The organism is Pseudomonas sp. HLS-6, from assembly GCF_002753995.1.
Lineage (GTDB): Bacteria > Pseudomonadota > Gammaproteobacteria > Pseudomonadales > Pseudomonadaceae > Aquipseudomonas > Aquipseudomonas defluvii.
In genome coordinates this window covers 2,356,000-2,372,035 of the sequence record NZ_CP024478.1, presented here as the reverse complement: position 1 = coordinate 2,372,035, position 16,036 = coordinate 2,356,000, and the positions used below count along the sequence as shown (strand labels likewise).

Genomic DNA, 16,036 nt, shown 5'->3' with positions numbered 1-16,036 from the left:
GCCTGCCAGCTGTTTGCACGCAAAACGTTCAAACCAAGTAAGGCTCAAACAGGCTCCGCACATTCACCCGCGCCTTCAGCTTCGCGGCCAACAGGTACAAGCCCCCCATCTTGCGATGCAAAAACAGCACCTCCACCGGCGGAGTGCCCCAGAAGTCGCGGTCGGCGCCCAGTTTCCACCCGGCATCGCGCAGGCGTACGGCGAGGTCAGAGGCCGCAAAGTCATAGGCGCCTTGATGCCGCAGCGGCTCGCAGGCCTGGGCGATCAGGTCGGTCAGCAACGCCCGATGTCTGGGCAGGGTTTCAGGCTGAAAGTAGCCGACGGCCAGCGCGGCGTCGGTGATGGCGGCGCGGTCTTCACGCAGGCCTGCAATCAGCAAGCGACGAAAGGCCTCGGTGCTGTTGCGGGCATAACGGCGCGTGGCGCCGAAATCGAGCAACACCATCCGGCCGGTGTCCCGCTGATAGCGGTAATTGGCAAAATTGGGGTCGGTCTGCACGCACTGGAACTCGAACACCTCGCGCATAAGCAGGCCGAACAGCAACGCGATAATCCGGTCGCGCTCTGCCTGAGGCGCGTGCTCCAATGACTCCATCGCGACCCCATCGACGAAAGACATCACCAGAATGGTTGGCGAGCTGAACTCGGTGTACGCACGAGGAACCAGAAAGTCAGGACTGTCGGCCAACAGTTGATGAAAGTGCCGTAAGTGCTCGGCCTCTTTGAGGTAATCCGCTTCGTCCTGCAGTTGACGCTTGGCCTCTTCGAGCAGCGGCGCAACGTCCATGCCTTTAGGCAGCAGCCCAGAGATGCTCAGCAAGGTAGCGACGTTGTCCACATCGCTGGAAATGCTCTCGCGCACGCCTGGGTATTGCACCTTGATCGCCAGCCGTTGGCCGTCTTTGCCTTGCGCCGCATGAACCTGGCCGATGGACGCCGCCGCCAATGGGGTAAAGGAAAACCGTTCGAAGCGCCCTTCCCAGCCCTTGCCCCAGCTTTCGTTGAGAACTGCCACCAGCTGGCTCATGGGCATCGGATGCGCGTCCGAGCGCAGACGGGAAAGGATGTCGCTGAGCTCGCGCGGCAACAAATCGCCTGCGTCCATCGACAACAACTGCCCGACTTTCATGGCGGCGCCACGCAGTTGCGACAGCTGATTTGCCACGCGTTGTACATTGCCAGGCGTCAACAGCAGGTCACTGAGCGCCGGACGTTTGCCTTGTGCCAACTGCCGAGCGCCTTCGGCCAGCATGCCGCTCGCAACGCCCGAGGCCAAGCTGCCAAAACGTATCAGCCGCGACAAACGACTGCCCGGCACAGACGACGAACCGGGCTCTCGCGGCTTCACGAGTGGGTCGCCATAACGCCCGCGCCAAGCAGCAGGCAGAGGCTCGCCACGCTGGTCAACCGCAATCGCATCGGTAGATACCAAACGGGCAAGCTAATGACCCGAAACAGCTGCCGGTCCTGCCAATAGTGGGCAACAAACCCGACGATCAACAGCAAACACCCCCAGGACACCGGCAGTAACGTGGCAGCCCACGCGACAAGGGCCGGGATGACGCTCCAGATGAACCGGTCGCGGCGCTGCTCGGCGCTCAGGTCTTGCACGGTCATGGCGAAGCCCCAGTGCAAGGCGCCAACGAAGCTCAGGATGACCGCGCCGTAGGTGACCAGCGCCACCGACCACAACGGCCGATATTCAAGAGAAAACGGGAGCAGCAGCGCCAGACCGATAAACGGCAGCAAGCCGCCATAACCCAGCAGAGCAACGTGTCGTGGCGGCAAGGTCGAAGACAACAGGTTCATTTGAACTCCTTATCAATCGCAGACATTTAAGACTGTAGGCCCAAAAGCCCCGACGTGACTTCAGCGTATGCGCTCAACCCGTATCCAAATGAGCGGCTGTATCCTCCAAAAAACACAGGTCTGTCACTACTGGACACGGAACCCTCTTGCTAACGTACCGTTCCCCCCTGTTTCGAATGGACTCCTCATGCGCCTTAAACTCTACCAAGTCGATGCATTTACTTCCGAAGTCTTCTCCGGCAGTCCTGCAGCCGTAGTCCCCCTTGAGTCTTGGCTTCCCGTAGAGATGATGCAGTCAATTGCGATTGAAAACTCGCTACCGGAAACAGCGTTCTTTGTCCGTAACGCGCACGGGCAGTATGAGATTCGCTGGTTCTCACCACTCACCGAGATCAACTTCTGCGGCCACGCAACCTTGGCCAGCGCTTTTGTGCTGTTCAACCAACCGGGTGTCTCCAAATGCATCACGTTCTGGGCCAAGGCGGTTGGAGAGATCCCGGTGACGCAGTTACCCAGCGGTGAGATCGAGTTGAATTTTCCTGAGCTCGCGCCTCAGCCGCTTGTTGATGTGCCTGCCCAATTGGTGGAAGGTCTTTCGATCACGCCCAGCGAATATTGGGTCAACCGACAAGCCTACTTTGCCATCTATGCCGATCAACAGCAGGTCGAGACCGTGGTGCCACAGCTCGACAAATTGATCGAATTGGGCCCGCGTGATGTGGTCGTGACGGCACCAGGTGAGCAGTACGACTTTGTCTCGCGCTACTTCTGGCCAGCCAACGGCGGTGACGAAGATCCGGTCACCGGATCCATTCATGCGGGGTTGGCACCCTTTTGGGCAGAGCGTTTGAAGAAATCGCGATTGTTAGCGTTGCAGGCCTCACGCCGACGCGGTGTGCTGGACTGCCGCATTGAGGCAGGCCGGGTGTTTGTATCAGGGCACGCGGTGCAATATCTAGAGGGGCTCATTAGCGTGTAAAGCGGCCAGAAATGGAGCCGCCATTAGCGAAAAGCTGCCGTTGCGCGCCACACATAACAGCATCACCAACTGTGGCGCGCAAGCGTGGGCATTTACGCAAGCGCGAGGCTCTGAGAACCCGCCGGAAACGCTGACTACTTGGCCTGCAACCGAAGGTTATTCAAGTGCTCAAGGGAGGCCATCTTTTCCGCTGTGCCTGCCGGCCCATCGCTCCCCATGATGGACGCATACGCGTCCTCGTACACCTTCGCAACAATCTGGGCATTCTCGGAGTGTTTCAGGAAAGCCATCAGAAGGTGTTCTACCGCGTCGACTTGCGCTTGATTCAGGCTCACAACAACCTCCTTGGCCCGGCCCAATGCCGGTTACCCGTAATACCCCATCCAACCTCAAATAGCCACCCGGGTGAGCGGCTGAGGACTGTTTCGGATGCGGTGAAAATACTCAACGAGAAGCGATCAGAACTGGCGAGCAGCCCTACAGGCCGCATGCCACTGGGGTGTTCACATCGAGTGTTGGAACCGAAGAGATATCAAATAGACATCACTGTGATAGCCTTGGCGACTCCACGTTAAAGCGTCAAGGATCGAGAATGAAAAAGCTTATTCTGGTTGCGGCACTGGCTGCCTTTGGACCCGCCATGGCCTCTGCATCCAGCAATGTTGGCCAGTGCGTCTACCCTAAAACGACCGTTGCCAAAGATGGAAGTCTGAAGTTCAAGCAAAACGTTGTAATTTTCAGCGAACCCAATGCTCAGGCTGGCAATTCTGTCCTGAAGACGTTCAGCGCATTCACCATTGGCGCGGAAGCAAATGGCTTTGTGCAGCTACTGACGGTTCCTGATTACGACGCCGCTGACCCGGAGCGCGATGCAGGTAAAGTGTTTGGTTGGGCGAAGATGAAAGACTTCGACTATCAGGCTCTGCGCAACTGCACCTGATTGACGCTCTGCTCAGCCTGGCTGCTTACGCCTGGCTGAGCGAAGCACACCGCCGACATCAGCGATTCGGCTATGGCTACCTGGCTGTTGCTCAAACCAACGACTGGAACCTACATGAATAGCCTGGATAAAGCTTTGGCGTTTCAAGCGCTTCATACGCGCAGACACCCCCTTGTCCTGCCGAACCCGTGGGACGCTGGCAGCGCAAAAATTCTGACGTCCATGGGGTTTGAGGCTTTGGCAACGACCAGTGCCGGTCTGGCATTTAGCCTGGGCCGTCGGGATGCGGAAGGCGCGGTGTCGCGCGAGGAGATACTTGCCAATGCTCAAAGCATCGTCGAGGCAACCCATTTACCTGTCAGTGCCGACCTTGAAAACGGATTTGGAGACTCACCTGAGGAGGTTTCCGAAACTATCCGCATGGCTTCTGCAATTGGTCTCGTTGGCGGTTCAATCGAAGACGCCACGGGTAACCCGCAAGCGCCAATCTACGCATTCAACCATGCGCTGGAGCGAGTTATTGCGGGTGTTGAGGCTGCACGCAGCCTGTCACTGCCTTTTGTATTTGTGGCGCGTGCTGAAAACTTCAGTGCTGGCGTACATGATCTGGACGACACCATTCGCCGACTCATTGCATTTGAGCAGGCTGGAGCCGATGTCCTCTTCGCCCCCGGCCTGCCCGATTTGAATGCTATCCAGCGGGTGTGCGAGGCGTTACAAAAACCAGTCAACGTGGTGATGGGCTTGGCAGGCTCTACGTTCACCGTGGATGAGCTTGCAGCGGTTGGCGTCCGAAGAATCAGCCTCGGTAGTTCATTGGCCCGGGCCGCACTGGGTGAGTTTATCCGCGCGGCGCTGGAGGTAAAAACCATGGGGACGTTCAACTTCGCCAGTAACGCCATCAGCTTCCAAGAGGCCAATTCGCTCATGGCCCCCGCCAGGAAATCTGACTAGGTTTGCGTTGTAATCAGGCTAGGCAGAGAACGACTCTATGCAGGTGTGCAGGCTACCAGTGCCCAGGCCTCCCCGCAGGTTGCCCTGGCTGCAGTGAATCGTGTTTCCTTGGCACAAAAAAGCCCCGTTCGATGACGGAGCTTAGAAAGATAAGAATTAACCAAATGACTTGAACTCGTACTTGGCAACGTTCGCTCTCATGTCGTCAAGCAGGTCATGGCCTTTCCATGTGAGAGAGATCAACGTCTCAACGCCTGCAGCATCCAAGGTGTACTCCACAAACGCTTCCTTGATGATGAGCTGGAGTGCATGGGTCCCTTGTTCCTTTTTGGCGTGATCATGAATGTCCGGGCCTAGCGCTCCCTTCAGGGCATCCTCTTGAAGAACCCCTTTTCTGTTGGCCCGTTCAACTTGCTCAAGAAGGCCCTTGATGTAGTTCCAATTCCGCTTCATATTCACGTTCTCTTCTGCCATCTCAGGTCAGTTGAGAATAGTCAGAGGGATGGAAAACACATACAAAATGCCGACGCGGTGGTCGGGTTTTTCATGCTCCCCGCCGAGCGGGAACGCAATAGGCCCTCAAGCGGCCCTCTGTAGCAGCAAGCTAAAGGCTGGCTCTGTCGCCATGAGGGATGGCGAGGTTACGCACGACTCTCCAGACATACTTCAGGATGTGAGGGGAGATTTTTCTTGAAGCCGCTGCCCCCTGGATGCCCGATTGAGCCGCTTGACGAGAATTGCCGGACGGTCGGCATTGTTGTGGGCGCTGCAGAGTCTCTAAAAATGCCGAAAAAGAAGCCGCCAACAGACACCGCCACAGCAACCGCTGCTGACATTGAAAAATCCATTCAGGCCCTGAACAAAATGGCTGAACGCCTTTGGGGCGATGGCCGCGAGGCCGAGGCGAAAGCCCTCCTCGATGCCTTGGATGCGTTAAACCGGGCGCTGGACCGAATCAGGATTGGCGAAAGTCGCAGGGCTGTGACACTGCACTAAGGAAATAAGCGTTAAACCGGTTTCCACAGACGCCCCAGCAACAGGCAACTACCAAACGAAGTAGACCCGTCTTTACGGGCTTTTCACTGCCCTGTCATCCGCTCGTAACACCGTCAGAACATAATGAGTTCAGCCAAAGGGATTTGGCCCCGTCTACAGAGAGCCTGGCCAAGCGCCGGGCTTTTTTGTGCCTGCTACGTTTGCTTCGAAACGGAGGAAACACCATGCCGGACGATCCAATCCCCGCCCTTCTCTAACGCCTCAATCGACGCCATCACCCCTGCCATGGTTGCCCAGTACAGAAAGCCCTCAAAATGAGAAAGTTTGGGACTGCCCTCTAAAAGTTTTGGGACTATCGGTTTCCAGCCCACAACGAAAAAGCCCCGCAGGAGGACTTACAGGAAGGACCTTGAAATATGGACAACCCCATCTTGCAGACAGTTAATTGTCTGACCCACTTATTGAACGTACAGGTACCGGTTTGCGTACAGCATTGGACAGAACCAGCGAGGTTGTGACTGAACCATGGACAGCCAGCGCATCGACTATGGACTCCAAGTCAGCGGGTTGAGAAAACGCGCAGCGAACGATGAAGCAATCCTCCCCGGTGATCCTGTCTGCTTCTAAAACTTCAGGTATGTCATTAAATAAATCCAGGTAATGCTTGATGTGCTGATGGGTTGTGCGAACGCGTAGGATTGCTTGCAGACCTAGTCCTACCTTACGCAAATTTATTCGAGCGCAATAACCTTCTATGACACCAGCAGCTTCAAGCTTCTGGACTCGCTCGCTCATAGCTGGCTGCGAAAGCCCAATGCGTTTACCCAACGATGCCAGACTTTGCCGTGCATTTTTTTGTAGAGCCTCCAGAATCTGCAGGTCTTTGCTATCAAGCCCCATGCGCCCTCCCCGCTGAATAATCCGATGAGTCATCGGTCAAAGGTACTTCATTTCAAATGACTTGCCATCCACGGTCGATGCCTCATTCGCTACATTTTGCGGACACCACTTCCGAGAAACAAGAAATGACACCTTCAATATTGCTTCTACCAGGCATTGGCAATTCCGGACCAGGGCATTGGCAAACAATATGGGCCAACAGCGATACCTCTATGGAGTGTATCGAGGGGCAAGATTGGAAGCGCCCCGTTTGCGCAAAATGGGTCGATAATCTGGAGGCTGCTATTCGCCGAACTGGACCTAACACGGTGTTGGTAGCCCATAGTCTCGGCTGCTTGCAGGTTGCCCATTGGGCGCAGAGTAGACACACAGCGATCCGAGCCGCCTTACTGGTTGCCGTACCTGACCCTGATCGCCCAACTTTTCCAAACAAGGCGCTGGGGTTTAGTCCGTTGGAGCTGAAACGTTTCGCATTCCCTAGTGTTGTTGTCGCAAGCACCAATGACCCCTATGCAGATACAGACTTCAGCTTGCGATGTGCTGATGCCTGGGGCAGCCGTCTGGTGAACATCGGAGACCAAGGACATATCAGTTCGGCCAATGGGTTCGGTGATTGGCCTCAAGGTAGAGCGTTGTTGAAAGAGCTTCTTGAGCCTCGATTCAACCCTTAGACGATGTGCTTTAAAGAGCGAGGCTCAACGAACACGCATGAGCGAGTCCGCGAGCATCTTGAGATGCTGACAGACAATGCCGATGTCATTACCCGGCTTACGTTTGACTTGGTTACCGGGTGTAAGCCAGAGGAAGAAGCTGACCCGAAGCGGTTATAGACTGTCTGGCATATACCATGTGTAAAATATGTTTTTCCAATATTCAATGGAATGATCGACTGATTACTTGTCACGTCAGGTACGTAATTGACCCTTACGTCTTGGAAGTGGAGGGGCGAAAAACAGCCTGGGCCTGCTGCTTGAGCGAATCATGCGCAGAACCAGCGAGCACCTTTCGCCGTTCTTCATTGTCAACGAGCACGGCAAGCGTATGAGCTGGCCTATGTTGCGCAACCGGTGGGCGGACGCCCGTGAGGCCGCCAAGGTGAAGGCCGAGGTCGAGAAAAAGCCGGACCTCGCCAACCGGATCGCCCAGTTCCAGTTCCGCGATATCCGACCGAAGGCAGCGTCGGAGATCAACGATCTGAGCGATGCAAGCGTGCTGCTGGGACACTCGAAAGAGGGGATCACAGAGCGCGTATACCGGCGCATAGGCGCTATCGCGAAGCCTTCCAAGTGATCTAGTTCTGGGACTACGCCTAATTTGTTTTGGGACTTCGGTAATTTTCGGCGCACAACGAAAAAGCCCCGCAGACGTTAATCTGCGGGGCTTTCAAATATGGAGGCCGAGGTCGGAATCGAACCGGCGTAGACGGATTTGCAATCCGATAGAAAGAATCCCGCCCGCTGCGGCCTTGAGCCGCTTTTCAGTTCCAAAACTTTTAGACTACCGTCGCCCTGAAAGCCGCATTCTACAAGGGTGCTCACTCTGAGTTTTGGAACTGATTTCACCCATCCTACGCACGCCACCCTGACCACATCGTCATCCGCAAGAATGTACGCAGCGCCAATACAAAAGGTAGACTGAATGGCTGCCTTACGTTAGCCTCCGAAGACAATATCAGCGCCCTTGGCGCAACGCGCTCGGGAGCTGTACTGAGGCTCCGCGCCCAATGTCACAGCAGAGCTCAAATGGTAACGACGGACCGCATACAGCAACTCTTCAACAAGTACCTTGAATTAATTCAGTTAGAGACAGCCGAGTTTGGCGTTAAGCCAACGGAAGTTCGCCATCTGATTGGACGACTTGGTGAGTTTTATTGCGCACTGAAAGTCGGCGGTACTCTCGCAAACATCACCAATCAGCATGGCTTCGACGTAATCTGTAAAAATGAACGAAGAGTTAGCGTAAAGACTACAGCGCAAAAGACCGGCTTCGTCCCTATCGGAAAATCAACAATAGACAAAGTCGATGACCTTATGATGATCCAATACAATGAAGGCGGGCTCTCAATTATTTACTATGGCCCAGTTAGCCTTGCTGTAGAAGCCGCTCGCTATTATGAGCCTGATGGCAAGTACGAACTGGAAATTTCAAAGGCCCGTCGGCTTATGGCTGCCTCAGTATCATCGGTACTAGCCTAGCAACAAGCATAAGCCGAAACTAGACGCTTTCCTGACTAAGTGGCAACAATCAGTACCTATTCGGGGGTGGGGATCAATGCTGACAATAAAACGGTCTACTTACCTCCGGCATACAAAACACCACCGCTAACATCACCATGCCGTATGGGATTGGTGTTAGCGGGTGTCTATGCGTTGATTTTGCTGGGCCAAATTCCCCTCTCCCCCCCACCAAAACGCAAAGTTTGGTATCAGAATTGGTATCACTCTGCCTTCCTCTCCGGCGTCCTGCCGAACGAACACCACCCCCTCTTACCGGGCATCACCCGAAATTGATCAGGCCTGCTCAGCCTCGGGGATGTGAGCTGCCAAACGAAAGCAAACCTTCGTTTTTATGCGGTAACTATTCTGCAGAGTATAAAACGAAACTATTCTTTCGATTCAATGGATAGCGCAGGCCGAGACTTCAGCGGCTACTAGCTCGGCATCCTGCCGACCGCACACACCACCTCAGTGCAACGTATTCACCAAACCACCCAGTACCCGCTGCTGATACTCAATCACGGCCTGCATCAGCGACTCGGCCTCTAGGTTAAGGCGCTCAACCTCTTCCCGAGGGAGAACGCCTTTGGCTTCGTTGTATCGGCGTACTGCATCCATTGCCTGCAGCCATAACGGCTCACCGGCTTTCATCTTCTCTTCCAGGTCGTCCATGACTGTATCCAGATCATTTAATAGACTGAAATATAGGCAGTGAGGCTTGCCTGGCAATGTTTTCCTTCATGGCAAAGGTTTTGGGGCTAGAGGCGACGGTTCGTCGCGGTCGTGTCAGAACGAACCTGTCCAGCTCATAGCCACCCAGCGTGCTGGCTGCTCTCCCTCATTGGTGGCATTGAGCAAGAACATCAACCGGCTATCCAGCATCAACCACGCAACTCCGAGCTGACCGCGCATCCAGGCTCGGTCGCTTTGTTCTGCGTCCAGGCGGAAATGCTGCGACCCCCAATAGGCGTCTATCGGGTCAGCATCATCATGAACACGGCGAACCCCTTCAATGCCTGCGAGCAACTCAAGGTGATCCGCTAAAAGGTATTTGCCATTCATCCCGAGCCGAAGCTCAGAAATGCTGTGATTGCGTTCACCCAGCGACATGACCTGACTACCACCGGCCTCGTTATAGGATGAAACTCGCGTTTGCACATAGTTCAAGTCTACATAGGGTGAGAGCTCCACACCCATGGGCCGCCATAGAGCGTCCCAGTCCAACCGGCTACGCAACGCCACGGTATCGACCCCTGGAGTAGCGCTTGAGCCATCGCTCCCTGAAAGCGTCGAATAACCACGGCGCATGTCAGCATCACCATGGTTGTAATACCCGGTCAGAGTCGACCAAAGATCAGGTGACAACGCGGTCACTGGCGCGATGAACTCCACCAGCAGGTAGGTTCCTTGCTCTTTGATGGAATTCGCCCCTCCAGAGCTATCGCGTACACGGCTCTTACCTACTGCAAGCCCAAGCTGCGCGCCGCTTTCCGTAAGACGCTGGCACCCTCCGACCTCAGCAACCCCAACCGAGCTGCCCCCACCGCCCAAGTCATCCCCGCCCCAATCTCCGGCCAGCCAAGCGCAATTTTGCTTACCGGCGGCAACGCGAAAATCCAATGGGTGCCCGTGGTTCCCGCTCAGTACTAAAACAGCAGAACCCACCGCGAGTCTTGACACGTCACTTGCCTGTCGGACAAGTCCATCTAGCCCACTCGGCTGCAATACGACCTGCACCATCACAAGGTGAAGCGTCGACTCTTTTTGAATGTTGTAATCCGCAAGAGTACGGCCCTCCTCCAGCGTTTTACCGGCAAACTTCAGGGTCTGCTTGTCGGGAGGAATGCCTTCCTTATCCTGAATCTTGGATTTGACATTCTCGACCGTGTCATTAGCTTCCACCTCCAACGCAATTGTCTTGCCAGTGAGGGTCTTGACGAATATCTGCATGGCGAATGCTGGTGCGGTTACAACACATGCCAGTACTAGCAATAAGGCACGAGCAAGCATGGAAACTCGAACAATAGGGAGCATCACGAAAGATACCGACTGGGTAATAAAAAGCCGACGATAGTAGCACGGCGATATCACCCAGACAGCCGCAATCTCTCAGTGATCGGCTCGCTCCTTTCATTTCAATGCACGATCTCGTGCACATAGGCCTGACAGGCCTGCAGGGCTATTAGTCCTTCGTCACCGTCGCCGGTAATGGCGAGAATTCGTTGAGCATGCGCTGGGTCAAGTTCGGCTCGCGCGCCTCCATGAACCATGCTGCTGGAGCCGGAGGCTTCTCGCACCCCACCGCTACCACTCGTGGCGGTGGTGGGGCCGGCGAGTAAGACTGACAGCCGCAAATCAGCAGTAGCAAGGCGGTCACGCAAGCGATCCTGAAGTTGTTGCGCATCGAGCAGTTCCTTGTAGTGGGTTTCGTCATTTGCCTGCAGGCGGTCTTCAAGCGCTCGGCGCTGTTCCTGCTCGTCTTCCTGCCAGTCGAGAACGGCCACAGAGGCCTGGTTGCGTTCTCGCTGGAAGGCTTCAGCCTGTTCGGCACTCGTCGCCCGCCACTCGGCATCCATGGTTGAGCGGCCGTGCTGGTAGGTCGACCAGAAGGCCAGGCCAATCAGCGCCAGCACTGCCAGCGCGCCAAGTGCTCTTGACCAGGTCATGCCAGCCTCCCGCCAGCAGCAATGTAGTGGGCGATCAGGTCGTCCAGCTTGCGCTCATGTTGCCCGTAGCCCGCTCCTGGCAAGCTGGCCCAAATGTTCCGGCACTTTGAAATCGCGACCTCAATGCGGCCGGCATGTACGTCCGCCAGCGCGCCGCGCTCCTTGATCAGCTGCAAGGCCAGCTTGTCTTGGCTGACGGGCCCGAAGTCCGGCAGCTTTAGCAAATCACGGTAGTGCGGCCAGTAGCGCTGGAGCTGCTGATATCGCCCTGCAGCGGTCGACTTCAGCCCTTTCGTGTTCACGGTCACTAGAACGCCAGGATGGCCGGCATAGCTGGTGAACGTGTTCGGGCTGTTGAGGCCGCCGACAATCACGTCATAGCCATCGTTGCGGGTGTATTTGCTGGTCGAGGTACCCTCCGACCACGCCAGCATGTCGAGGAAGGCGAGCGCATTCTTGCTGCCAGCCAGGGAGTCAGAAATCTTGGCCATGGTTTCTCCAGGCGAAAAAAAGCCCCGTCAGTGCGGGGCTCTATTGGTGTTGTTCGGCGATCCAGGGCGGTGCAACGGGTCGGTGCTCGATCACGGGGAACTGCTCCGACTGGGGCCAGTCGCGGAGCGCCTGCATGTAGACCAAGAGCTCTTGGAACTGATCAGACGTCAGTGTGGTGTCAGCCCCTATTTCCTGTTGGTCGCGGTGCCGAGCGGAAAGCCACTGCGTGGCATTTATTTCAGCATTTCGCCAGGCGCGTTCGTCATCAGCCAGTTGCTCCGCCGTGCGAGCTGGGAATGGGATTTTAATCACGCCCCCATCGCTGTTGCGAACCCACTGGCCATCACGCTCATTGATCGAGCGCAGGAACGTCTCTTCGCTGATTTCAATGGCGCCCTCAGGCACGTCACAGCGCCGGCTGTCGAACCGACCAATCAGAACCGAAGTAACAGGATCAAAAACGGCGTACTTCATGTCATACCCCCCATGCCAAGTAAAAGTGCTCGGTAGCCGAGCCTGCTGCTGTACCACCGGCAGAGTAAGAACGGCTGCAGGTAAAGTTCATGGCAGCCAACGCACTGACGTTTAGGCTTTCCACACGGTTCAGGCTGCCCAAGATAGGGCAACCCATCACCCCGTAGCAGTTACTGGAGAACGACGTGGGAAACGCTTGAACGACCGACCCAGCAGCCCCACTCACTCGGCCCCACTGCACCATGAATCCGCCAAGCCAGGACGGTAGACCGATGTACCCGGAAGACCCAAACGAGTAAGCAACTCCAGTTTTCAGCTTTTTTGGAGTGACCATCGTGGTGTCGTTTGCACCGTCGTTGACCTGCGTCAGGCTGGCGATTCGCTTGGTGATGGCCTGCCACACCCTCTTAGCGTTCATTGGCTTGGTTTCGTCAGTACCCGTCTCAGCATCGCTCTGAGTGGCAAACTCACCAGTTAAAAGCGACAGCCAGAACAGCTCACCCGTGCTGGCGTAGCGACCGATCCAAACATTGCTAACAGCCTTTGTCGTGCTGTACTCAAACACTAGGTAGTAGGTGAAGTCAGCGCGCGGGGTAATCGCAATAATGCCTAATGCACCATTTGAGCTGCCCGGAGGTGCGCCCGGGGTGGCGCCCGCTGAAGCGCTTCCAGCACCAAAATAGAAATTGCTTGGTACGATGGCGTTGAACTTCGCAAGCGCACCGGCACTCGTTGCCGACTTGACTCCATCCGTGATGCCATAGGCCGCGAGAGTGTTCCCCTTGTCCGCTTTGCCCGCCAGCAGATTTAGCACATTGGTAGCAAATTGAGGGTCGTTGTTCAGGGCCGCTGCCAACTCATTGAGAGCATTTAATGCATCTGGAGCAGAGCCCACCAAGGCATCAATTGCCGCCTGCATGGCCGCATTACTTTCAGCCTTGGTAAAGGCGTCGGTGATGCCAAAGCCGGCCAAGGTAGTCGGGTTAGTGCCTCCCGTAACACGACCATCAGTACCCACCGTGACACTTTTATAACTACCCGCAACTACCCCGGTCTTGCCAAAGACCTGCTCAAAGGTCAGTGCCGTGGTCCCCAGCGTTGGCGGCGTAGCATTGGACAGCCGCCAGACAGAGCCACCGTTGACCGTCCCGGCATCCACACCGACCAGCATGCCCGGCTTCACCTCGACGCTTTCGTCAGCATCGGGCGCACGCACCCATGCTCCAGTAGCCACGACGTAGATACCATTCTGTGCACCGCTGGCCTGATTCTTCACCAGAACCCGGTCACCGGCCACCAGCACAATGGCGTCGATTGTCTGGATGCCACTCAGTGCAATGGCGCCCGTGGTTGCAACCCGGACAGAGTTTTTAATGCCCTGAGACACCAGCCCCTGAATGGCCTTGAGCAACTGGTTGGTCTGACCTTCGGCAGGCGCAAAACCTGCCGCCTTGATCACGTTCAGCAGCTCCTGGGTGACCGCGTTACCCCAGGCAGAAGGGATCAGGGAACCCACCTGACCGGTTGCGGGGTTTTCGTCGGCAAACTGGCCATCCACCAGGCCGACATTGGGCACGCTCTTTGGATAATCCATTCAGTCCTCACCATACTTAATAAATTCAACTGCATGCGCCGGCGCACTACGGCGCAGCACACACTCCAGGGCGCCGCTTGGATTGCCGCCGAATTGCTCGCCGAAGTAGCTCACGCCGAACCGGCGACCAAGGCGGCGCCGAGGCCCGGTTTCAAGCGTCCACATGAACTGCGCGACCCACGTACCGAAGTGCGCCGTACCGAAGCGTGAGCGCCCGAAACGTGGGGCTCGGTGCTCAATTACGCGGGCCTCGGGGTAGCCATGACTGATGGCCAGCTCAACGAAGTACGCCGGTGACTGGCCACCGACCTCGACCAGACGGCGGCGCACCGCCAGCTGACGATCCTCAAACTTGGGCGAATCCCCCAAACAGGGATCAGGCAACTGCATGACCCGCTCCCAGTCGGGGATCAGCTCCCGAACGGTTTCGGGAAAACTTTCCTCCAGCAGGTCGGCGGCGCGCAGATCCTCCCGGGCCAGCTCCTGGGCGGCGGCCTGCAGCAGTTTGTCCACTTCGGGGTTCAGTTCTTTGTCCCACGCGGGACCGGGCGGCAGCAACGCCCGTAACTGCGCGTAGTAGTCGGAGGCGGTCCTTATCGCCACAGCACACCCCCATAGGTCAGCATCTCGTTGCGCGCCGCTACCACGTCGGCAGCCGGGCTGATCAGCTGATGATCACGCTCACCTAGCGCACCACTGAGGGCCTCGCCGATGTGCGTCCAAAGCAGACCGGCGCCAAGGTCCGACTCGCGGTTGTGCAGATCGACCAGGGCAGCCTCCACTGCCCGGCGTACTGCGCCGCTGTCGGGGATAATCTTCAGTTCGTACTGAACCGGCTTTTCCAGGGGCGGCAGTACGTACAGTTCAGCCGTGACCGGGCGCTGTCTCTCGATGTATGCCCGCACCTCTTCGCAGGCTGCGGCGCTGGGGATGGGGTCTAGATCACCATCACGGACGAAGAACACACCAACCGTGCCCGGCCCCATCCAGTGCCGCACAAGCCAGGCACGGGTGACGCCCGGGACTTCCAACGCCCAGGTCACATAGTCATCTTGGTTGCCGCCGTGGGGGATCACCTGATACGAGCGAATCACCCGGGCGCGCAGCCCCTCAATGCTCTCTTGTTCGGTACCGCCCTGCAGGCCAGGCGCATCGACAGTCACCGTGTCATTGATGCCCAGCACCGGGGAGATCAAGCGCAGGACCGTACCGGCTGGGGTATTACCCAACTGCCCGGCCTCCAAGGCTTCCAGCTTGACCGTACCGCTCTGACCGGCCAAGACAACGCTGGCCGTCACCCGAAAGCGCACACCGTCATCACGCTGCAGCAGCACGCCTGCATCGAGCAGCGCCGAGGCTGCACCGGTAAAGGTCGCAGCACCACTGGAAACCACCGCCTCCAAGCGGTCACGCTTGAGCCGCACCCGGGCCATTCGGCGCAAGGTGTCTTCATCCGCTGTGTCCGGCAGGATCTGCGCGGCGATGTATTCCTGATGCCCGTAGCGCCCGAAGGAAGCCGCCGCCTGCACCCGAGCCAGCACCTCGGCGTCGGATCGCAGCAGGGCCGAGCCGCCCAGGTCAGACTGCGCCCGGCTGATCAGCGCGGGCAAACTTGGGGTTTCAAACGGCATTGATCACCACCCATAAATTCTCAAATGGAACGTCGATGGTTCGGCCATCGCGCAAGGTCAACACCACCCGCATTGCCAGCCGGTCAACACCGCGTGTCGTCGTTACGCCCACGGCCGTAACGCGCCCGTCTTCCAGCATCCAGGCCAAGGCCTCGCGGGCGAAGGCTTGAGCATCCCGCTCGGTGTCCGCCGTCAGCGTCCGCCGGCGCAACAGCCACAGGCGTGAGCCAATGCGGTCGTTGGCCTGCGTGGGGAAACTGTCGCCCCACCAGCCAAAGCGCTGGGCGTCATCGAGCGGGTCATCAGGGCTTGCACGGCGCCAGGTCAAAAGACTGATCTCTGTTGCCCGACGCCAAGCCCGGTCGGTGTCGTCGCTTTCAATCAG

The 16,036-nt window shown here is 57.0% G+C and carries 21 protein-coding genes; 7 read left to right on the top strand and 14 right to left on the bottom strand.

What is annotated here, in order from left to right; all coding sequences use genetic code 11:
- Positions 1-28: 28 nt before the first annotated feature.
- Positions 29-1,348, bottom strand: coding sequence for an AarF/ABC1/UbiB kinase family protein (locus tag CS390_RS11290; protein WP_099774447.1), 1,320 nt, complete (start codon positions 1,346-1,348; stop codon positions 29-31).
- Positions 1,345-1,809 carry a DUF3429 domain-containing protein gene (locus tag CS390_RS11285; RefSeq protein WP_099774445.1) on the bottom strand — a complete coding sequence of 155 codons (465 nt, stop codon included), beginning with the start codon at positions 1,807-1,809 and terminating at the stop codon, positions 1,345-1,347. Before CS390_RS11285 ends, CS390_RS11290 begins: the two co-directional genes overlap by 4 nt.
- Positions 1,810-1,996: 187 nt before the next feature.
- Here CS390_RS11285 and CS390_RS11280 point away from each other — a divergent pair, with 187 nt between their 5' ends.
- Complete coding sequence (locus tag CS390_RS11280; protein WP_099774443.1) at positions 1,997-2,788, top strand: PhzF family phenazine biosynthesis protein; 792 nt, start codon at positions 1,997-1,999, stop codon at positions 2,786-2,788.
- A 134-nt stretch (positions 2,789-2,922) separates the two neighbouring features.
- Here the strand turns inward: CS390_RS11280 and CS390_RS11275 are convergent, their stop codons facing one another.
- Positions 2,923-3,123, bottom strand: coding sequence for a hypothetical protein (locus tag CS390_RS11275; RefSeq protein ID WP_065757800.1), 201 nt, complete (start codon positions 3,121-3,123; stop codon positions 2,923-2,925).
- A gap of 257 nt (positions 3,124-3,380) precedes the next feature.
- Here CS390_RS11275 and CS390_RS11270 point away from each other — a divergent pair, with 257 nt between their 5' ends.
- Both CS390_RS11270 and CS390_RS11265 read left to right on the top strand, forming a co-directional pair.
- Entirely contained in the window at positions 3,381-3,728 is a 348-nt protein-coding gene (locus CS390_RS11270; protein ID WP_065757799.1) for a hypothetical protein, read from the top strand.
- 114 nt (positions 3,729-3,842) lie between these two features.
- Entirely contained in the window at positions 3,843-4,682 is an 840-nt protein-coding gene (locus CS390_RS11265; protein WP_099774441.1) for an oxaloacetate decarboxylase, read from the top strand.
- 156 nt (positions 4,683-4,838) lie between these two features.
- Here the strand turns inward: CS390_RS11265 and CS390_RS11260 are convergent, their stop codons facing one another.
- Positions 4,839-5,156, bottom strand: coding sequence for a DUF2513 domain-containing protein (locus CS390_RS11260; RefSeq protein ID WP_065757797.1), 318 nt, complete (start codon positions 5,154-5,156; stop codon positions 4,839-4,841).
- 309 nt (positions 5,157-5,465) lie between these two features.
- On the opposite strand from CS390_RS11260, the gene CS390_RS11255 reads away from it, so the two are divergent.
- A complete protein-coding gene (locus tag CS390_RS11255) occupies positions 5,466-5,678 on the top strand; it encodes a hypothetical protein (RefSeq protein WP_065757889.1) in 213 nt (70 codons plus the stop codon).
- Positions 5,679-6,119: 441 nt separating this feature from the next.
- Here the strand turns inward: CS390_RS11255 and CS390_RS11250 are convergent, their stop codons facing one another.
- Positions 6,120-6,578 (bottom strand): Lrp/AsnC family transcriptional regulator, encoded by a 459-nt coding sequence (locus tag CS390_RS11250; RefSeq protein ID WP_099776646.1) that lies wholly within the window; start codon positions 6,576-6,578, stop codon positions 6,120-6,122.
- A 56-nt stretch (positions 6,579-6,634) separates the two neighbouring features.
- Here CS390_RS11250 and CS390_RS11245 point away from each other — a divergent pair, with 56 nt between their 5' ends.
- The 3 genes from CS390_RS11245 to CS390_RS11235 all read left to right on the top strand — a co-directional run bounded on the left by CS390_RS11245 (position 6,635) and on the right by CS390_RS11235 (position 8,773).
- Positions 6,635-7,249, top strand: a complete 615-nt coding sequence (locus CS390_RS11245; protein ID WP_371918248.1) for an RBBP9/YdeN family alpha/beta hydrolase — start codon at positions 6,635-6,637, stop codon at positions 7,247-7,249.
- Positions 7,250-7,559: 310 nt separating this feature from the next.
- Positions 7,560-7,868 (top strand): hypothetical protein, encoded by a 309-nt coding sequence (locus CS390_RS11240; RefSeq protein ID WP_256587604.1) that lies wholly within the window; start codon positions 7,560-7,562, stop codon positions 7,866-7,868.
- A gap of 452 nt (positions 7,869-8,320) precedes the next feature.
- Positions 8,321-8,773, top strand: a complete 453-nt coding sequence (locus CS390_RS11235) for a hypothetical protein (RefSeq protein WP_099774439.1) — start codon at positions 8,321-8,323, stop codon at positions 8,771-8,773.
- Positions 8,774-9,262: 489 nt separating this feature from the next.
- Here the strand turns inward: CS390_RS11235 and CS390_RS11230 are convergent, their stop codons facing one another.
- From CS390_RS11230 to CS390_RS11190, 9 genes are all read right to left on the bottom strand, one after another.
- Positions 9,263-9,466, bottom strand: coding sequence for a hypothetical protein (locus tag CS390_RS11230; protein ID WP_099774437.1), 204 nt, complete (start codon positions 9,464-9,466; stop codon positions 9,263-9,265).
- A gap of 114 nt (positions 9,467-9,580) precedes the next feature.
- Complete coding sequence (locus CS390_RS24955; RefSeq protein ID WP_157767135.1) at positions 9,581-10,804, bottom strand: ubiquitin-like protein; 1,224 nt, start codon at positions 10,802-10,804, stop codon at positions 9,581-9,583.
- A 125-nt stretch (positions 10,805-10,929) separates the two neighbouring features.
- Complete coding sequence (locus CS390_RS11220) at positions 10,930-11,460, bottom strand: lysis system i-spanin subunit Rz (protein WP_099774435.1); 531 nt, start codon at positions 11,458-11,460, stop codon at positions 10,930-10,932.
- Positions 11,457-11,951 carry a glycoside hydrolase family 104 protein gene (locus CS390_RS11215; protein WP_099774433.1) on the bottom strand — a complete coding sequence of 165 codons (495 nt, stop codon included), beginning with the start codon at positions 11,949-11,951 and terminating at the stop codon, positions 11,457-11,459. The genes CS390_RS11220 and CS390_RS11215 overlap by 4 nt, the downstream gene beginning before the upstream one ends.
- Positions 11,952-11,991: 40 nt before the next feature.
- Positions 11,992-12,426 carry a phage tail assembly chaperone gene (locus CS390_RS11210; protein ID WP_099774431.1) on the bottom strand — a complete coding sequence of 145 codons (435 nt, stop codon included), beginning with the start codon at positions 12,424-12,426 and terminating at the stop codon, positions 11,992-11,994.
- Position 12,427: 1 nt separating this feature from the next.
- Positions 12,428-14,020, bottom strand: coding sequence for a hypothetical protein (locus CS390_RS11205; protein WP_099774429.1), 1,593 nt, complete (start codon positions 14,018-14,020; stop codon positions 12,428-12,430).
- The gene (locus CS390_RS11200) at positions 14,021-14,623 is read right to left on the bottom strand and encodes a YmfQ family protein (RefSeq protein WP_099774427.1); all 603 of its coding nucleotides are present in this window, start codon (positions 14,621-14,623) and stop codon (positions 14,021-14,023) included.
- On the bottom strand, positions 14,614-15,651 hold the full coding sequence (locus CS390_RS11195; RefSeq protein ID WP_099774425.1) for a baseplate J/gp47 family protein: 1,038 nt from the start codon (positions 15,649-15,651) through the stop codon (positions 14,614-14,616). The genes CS390_RS11200 and CS390_RS11195 overlap by 10 nt, the downstream gene beginning before the upstream one ends.
- A complete protein-coding gene (locus tag CS390_RS11190) occupies positions 15,641-16,036 on the bottom strand; it encodes a phage GP46 family protein (protein ID WP_371917257.1) in 396 nt (131 codons plus the stop codon). The genes CS390_RS11195 and CS390_RS11190 overlap by 11 nt, the downstream gene beginning before the upstream one ends.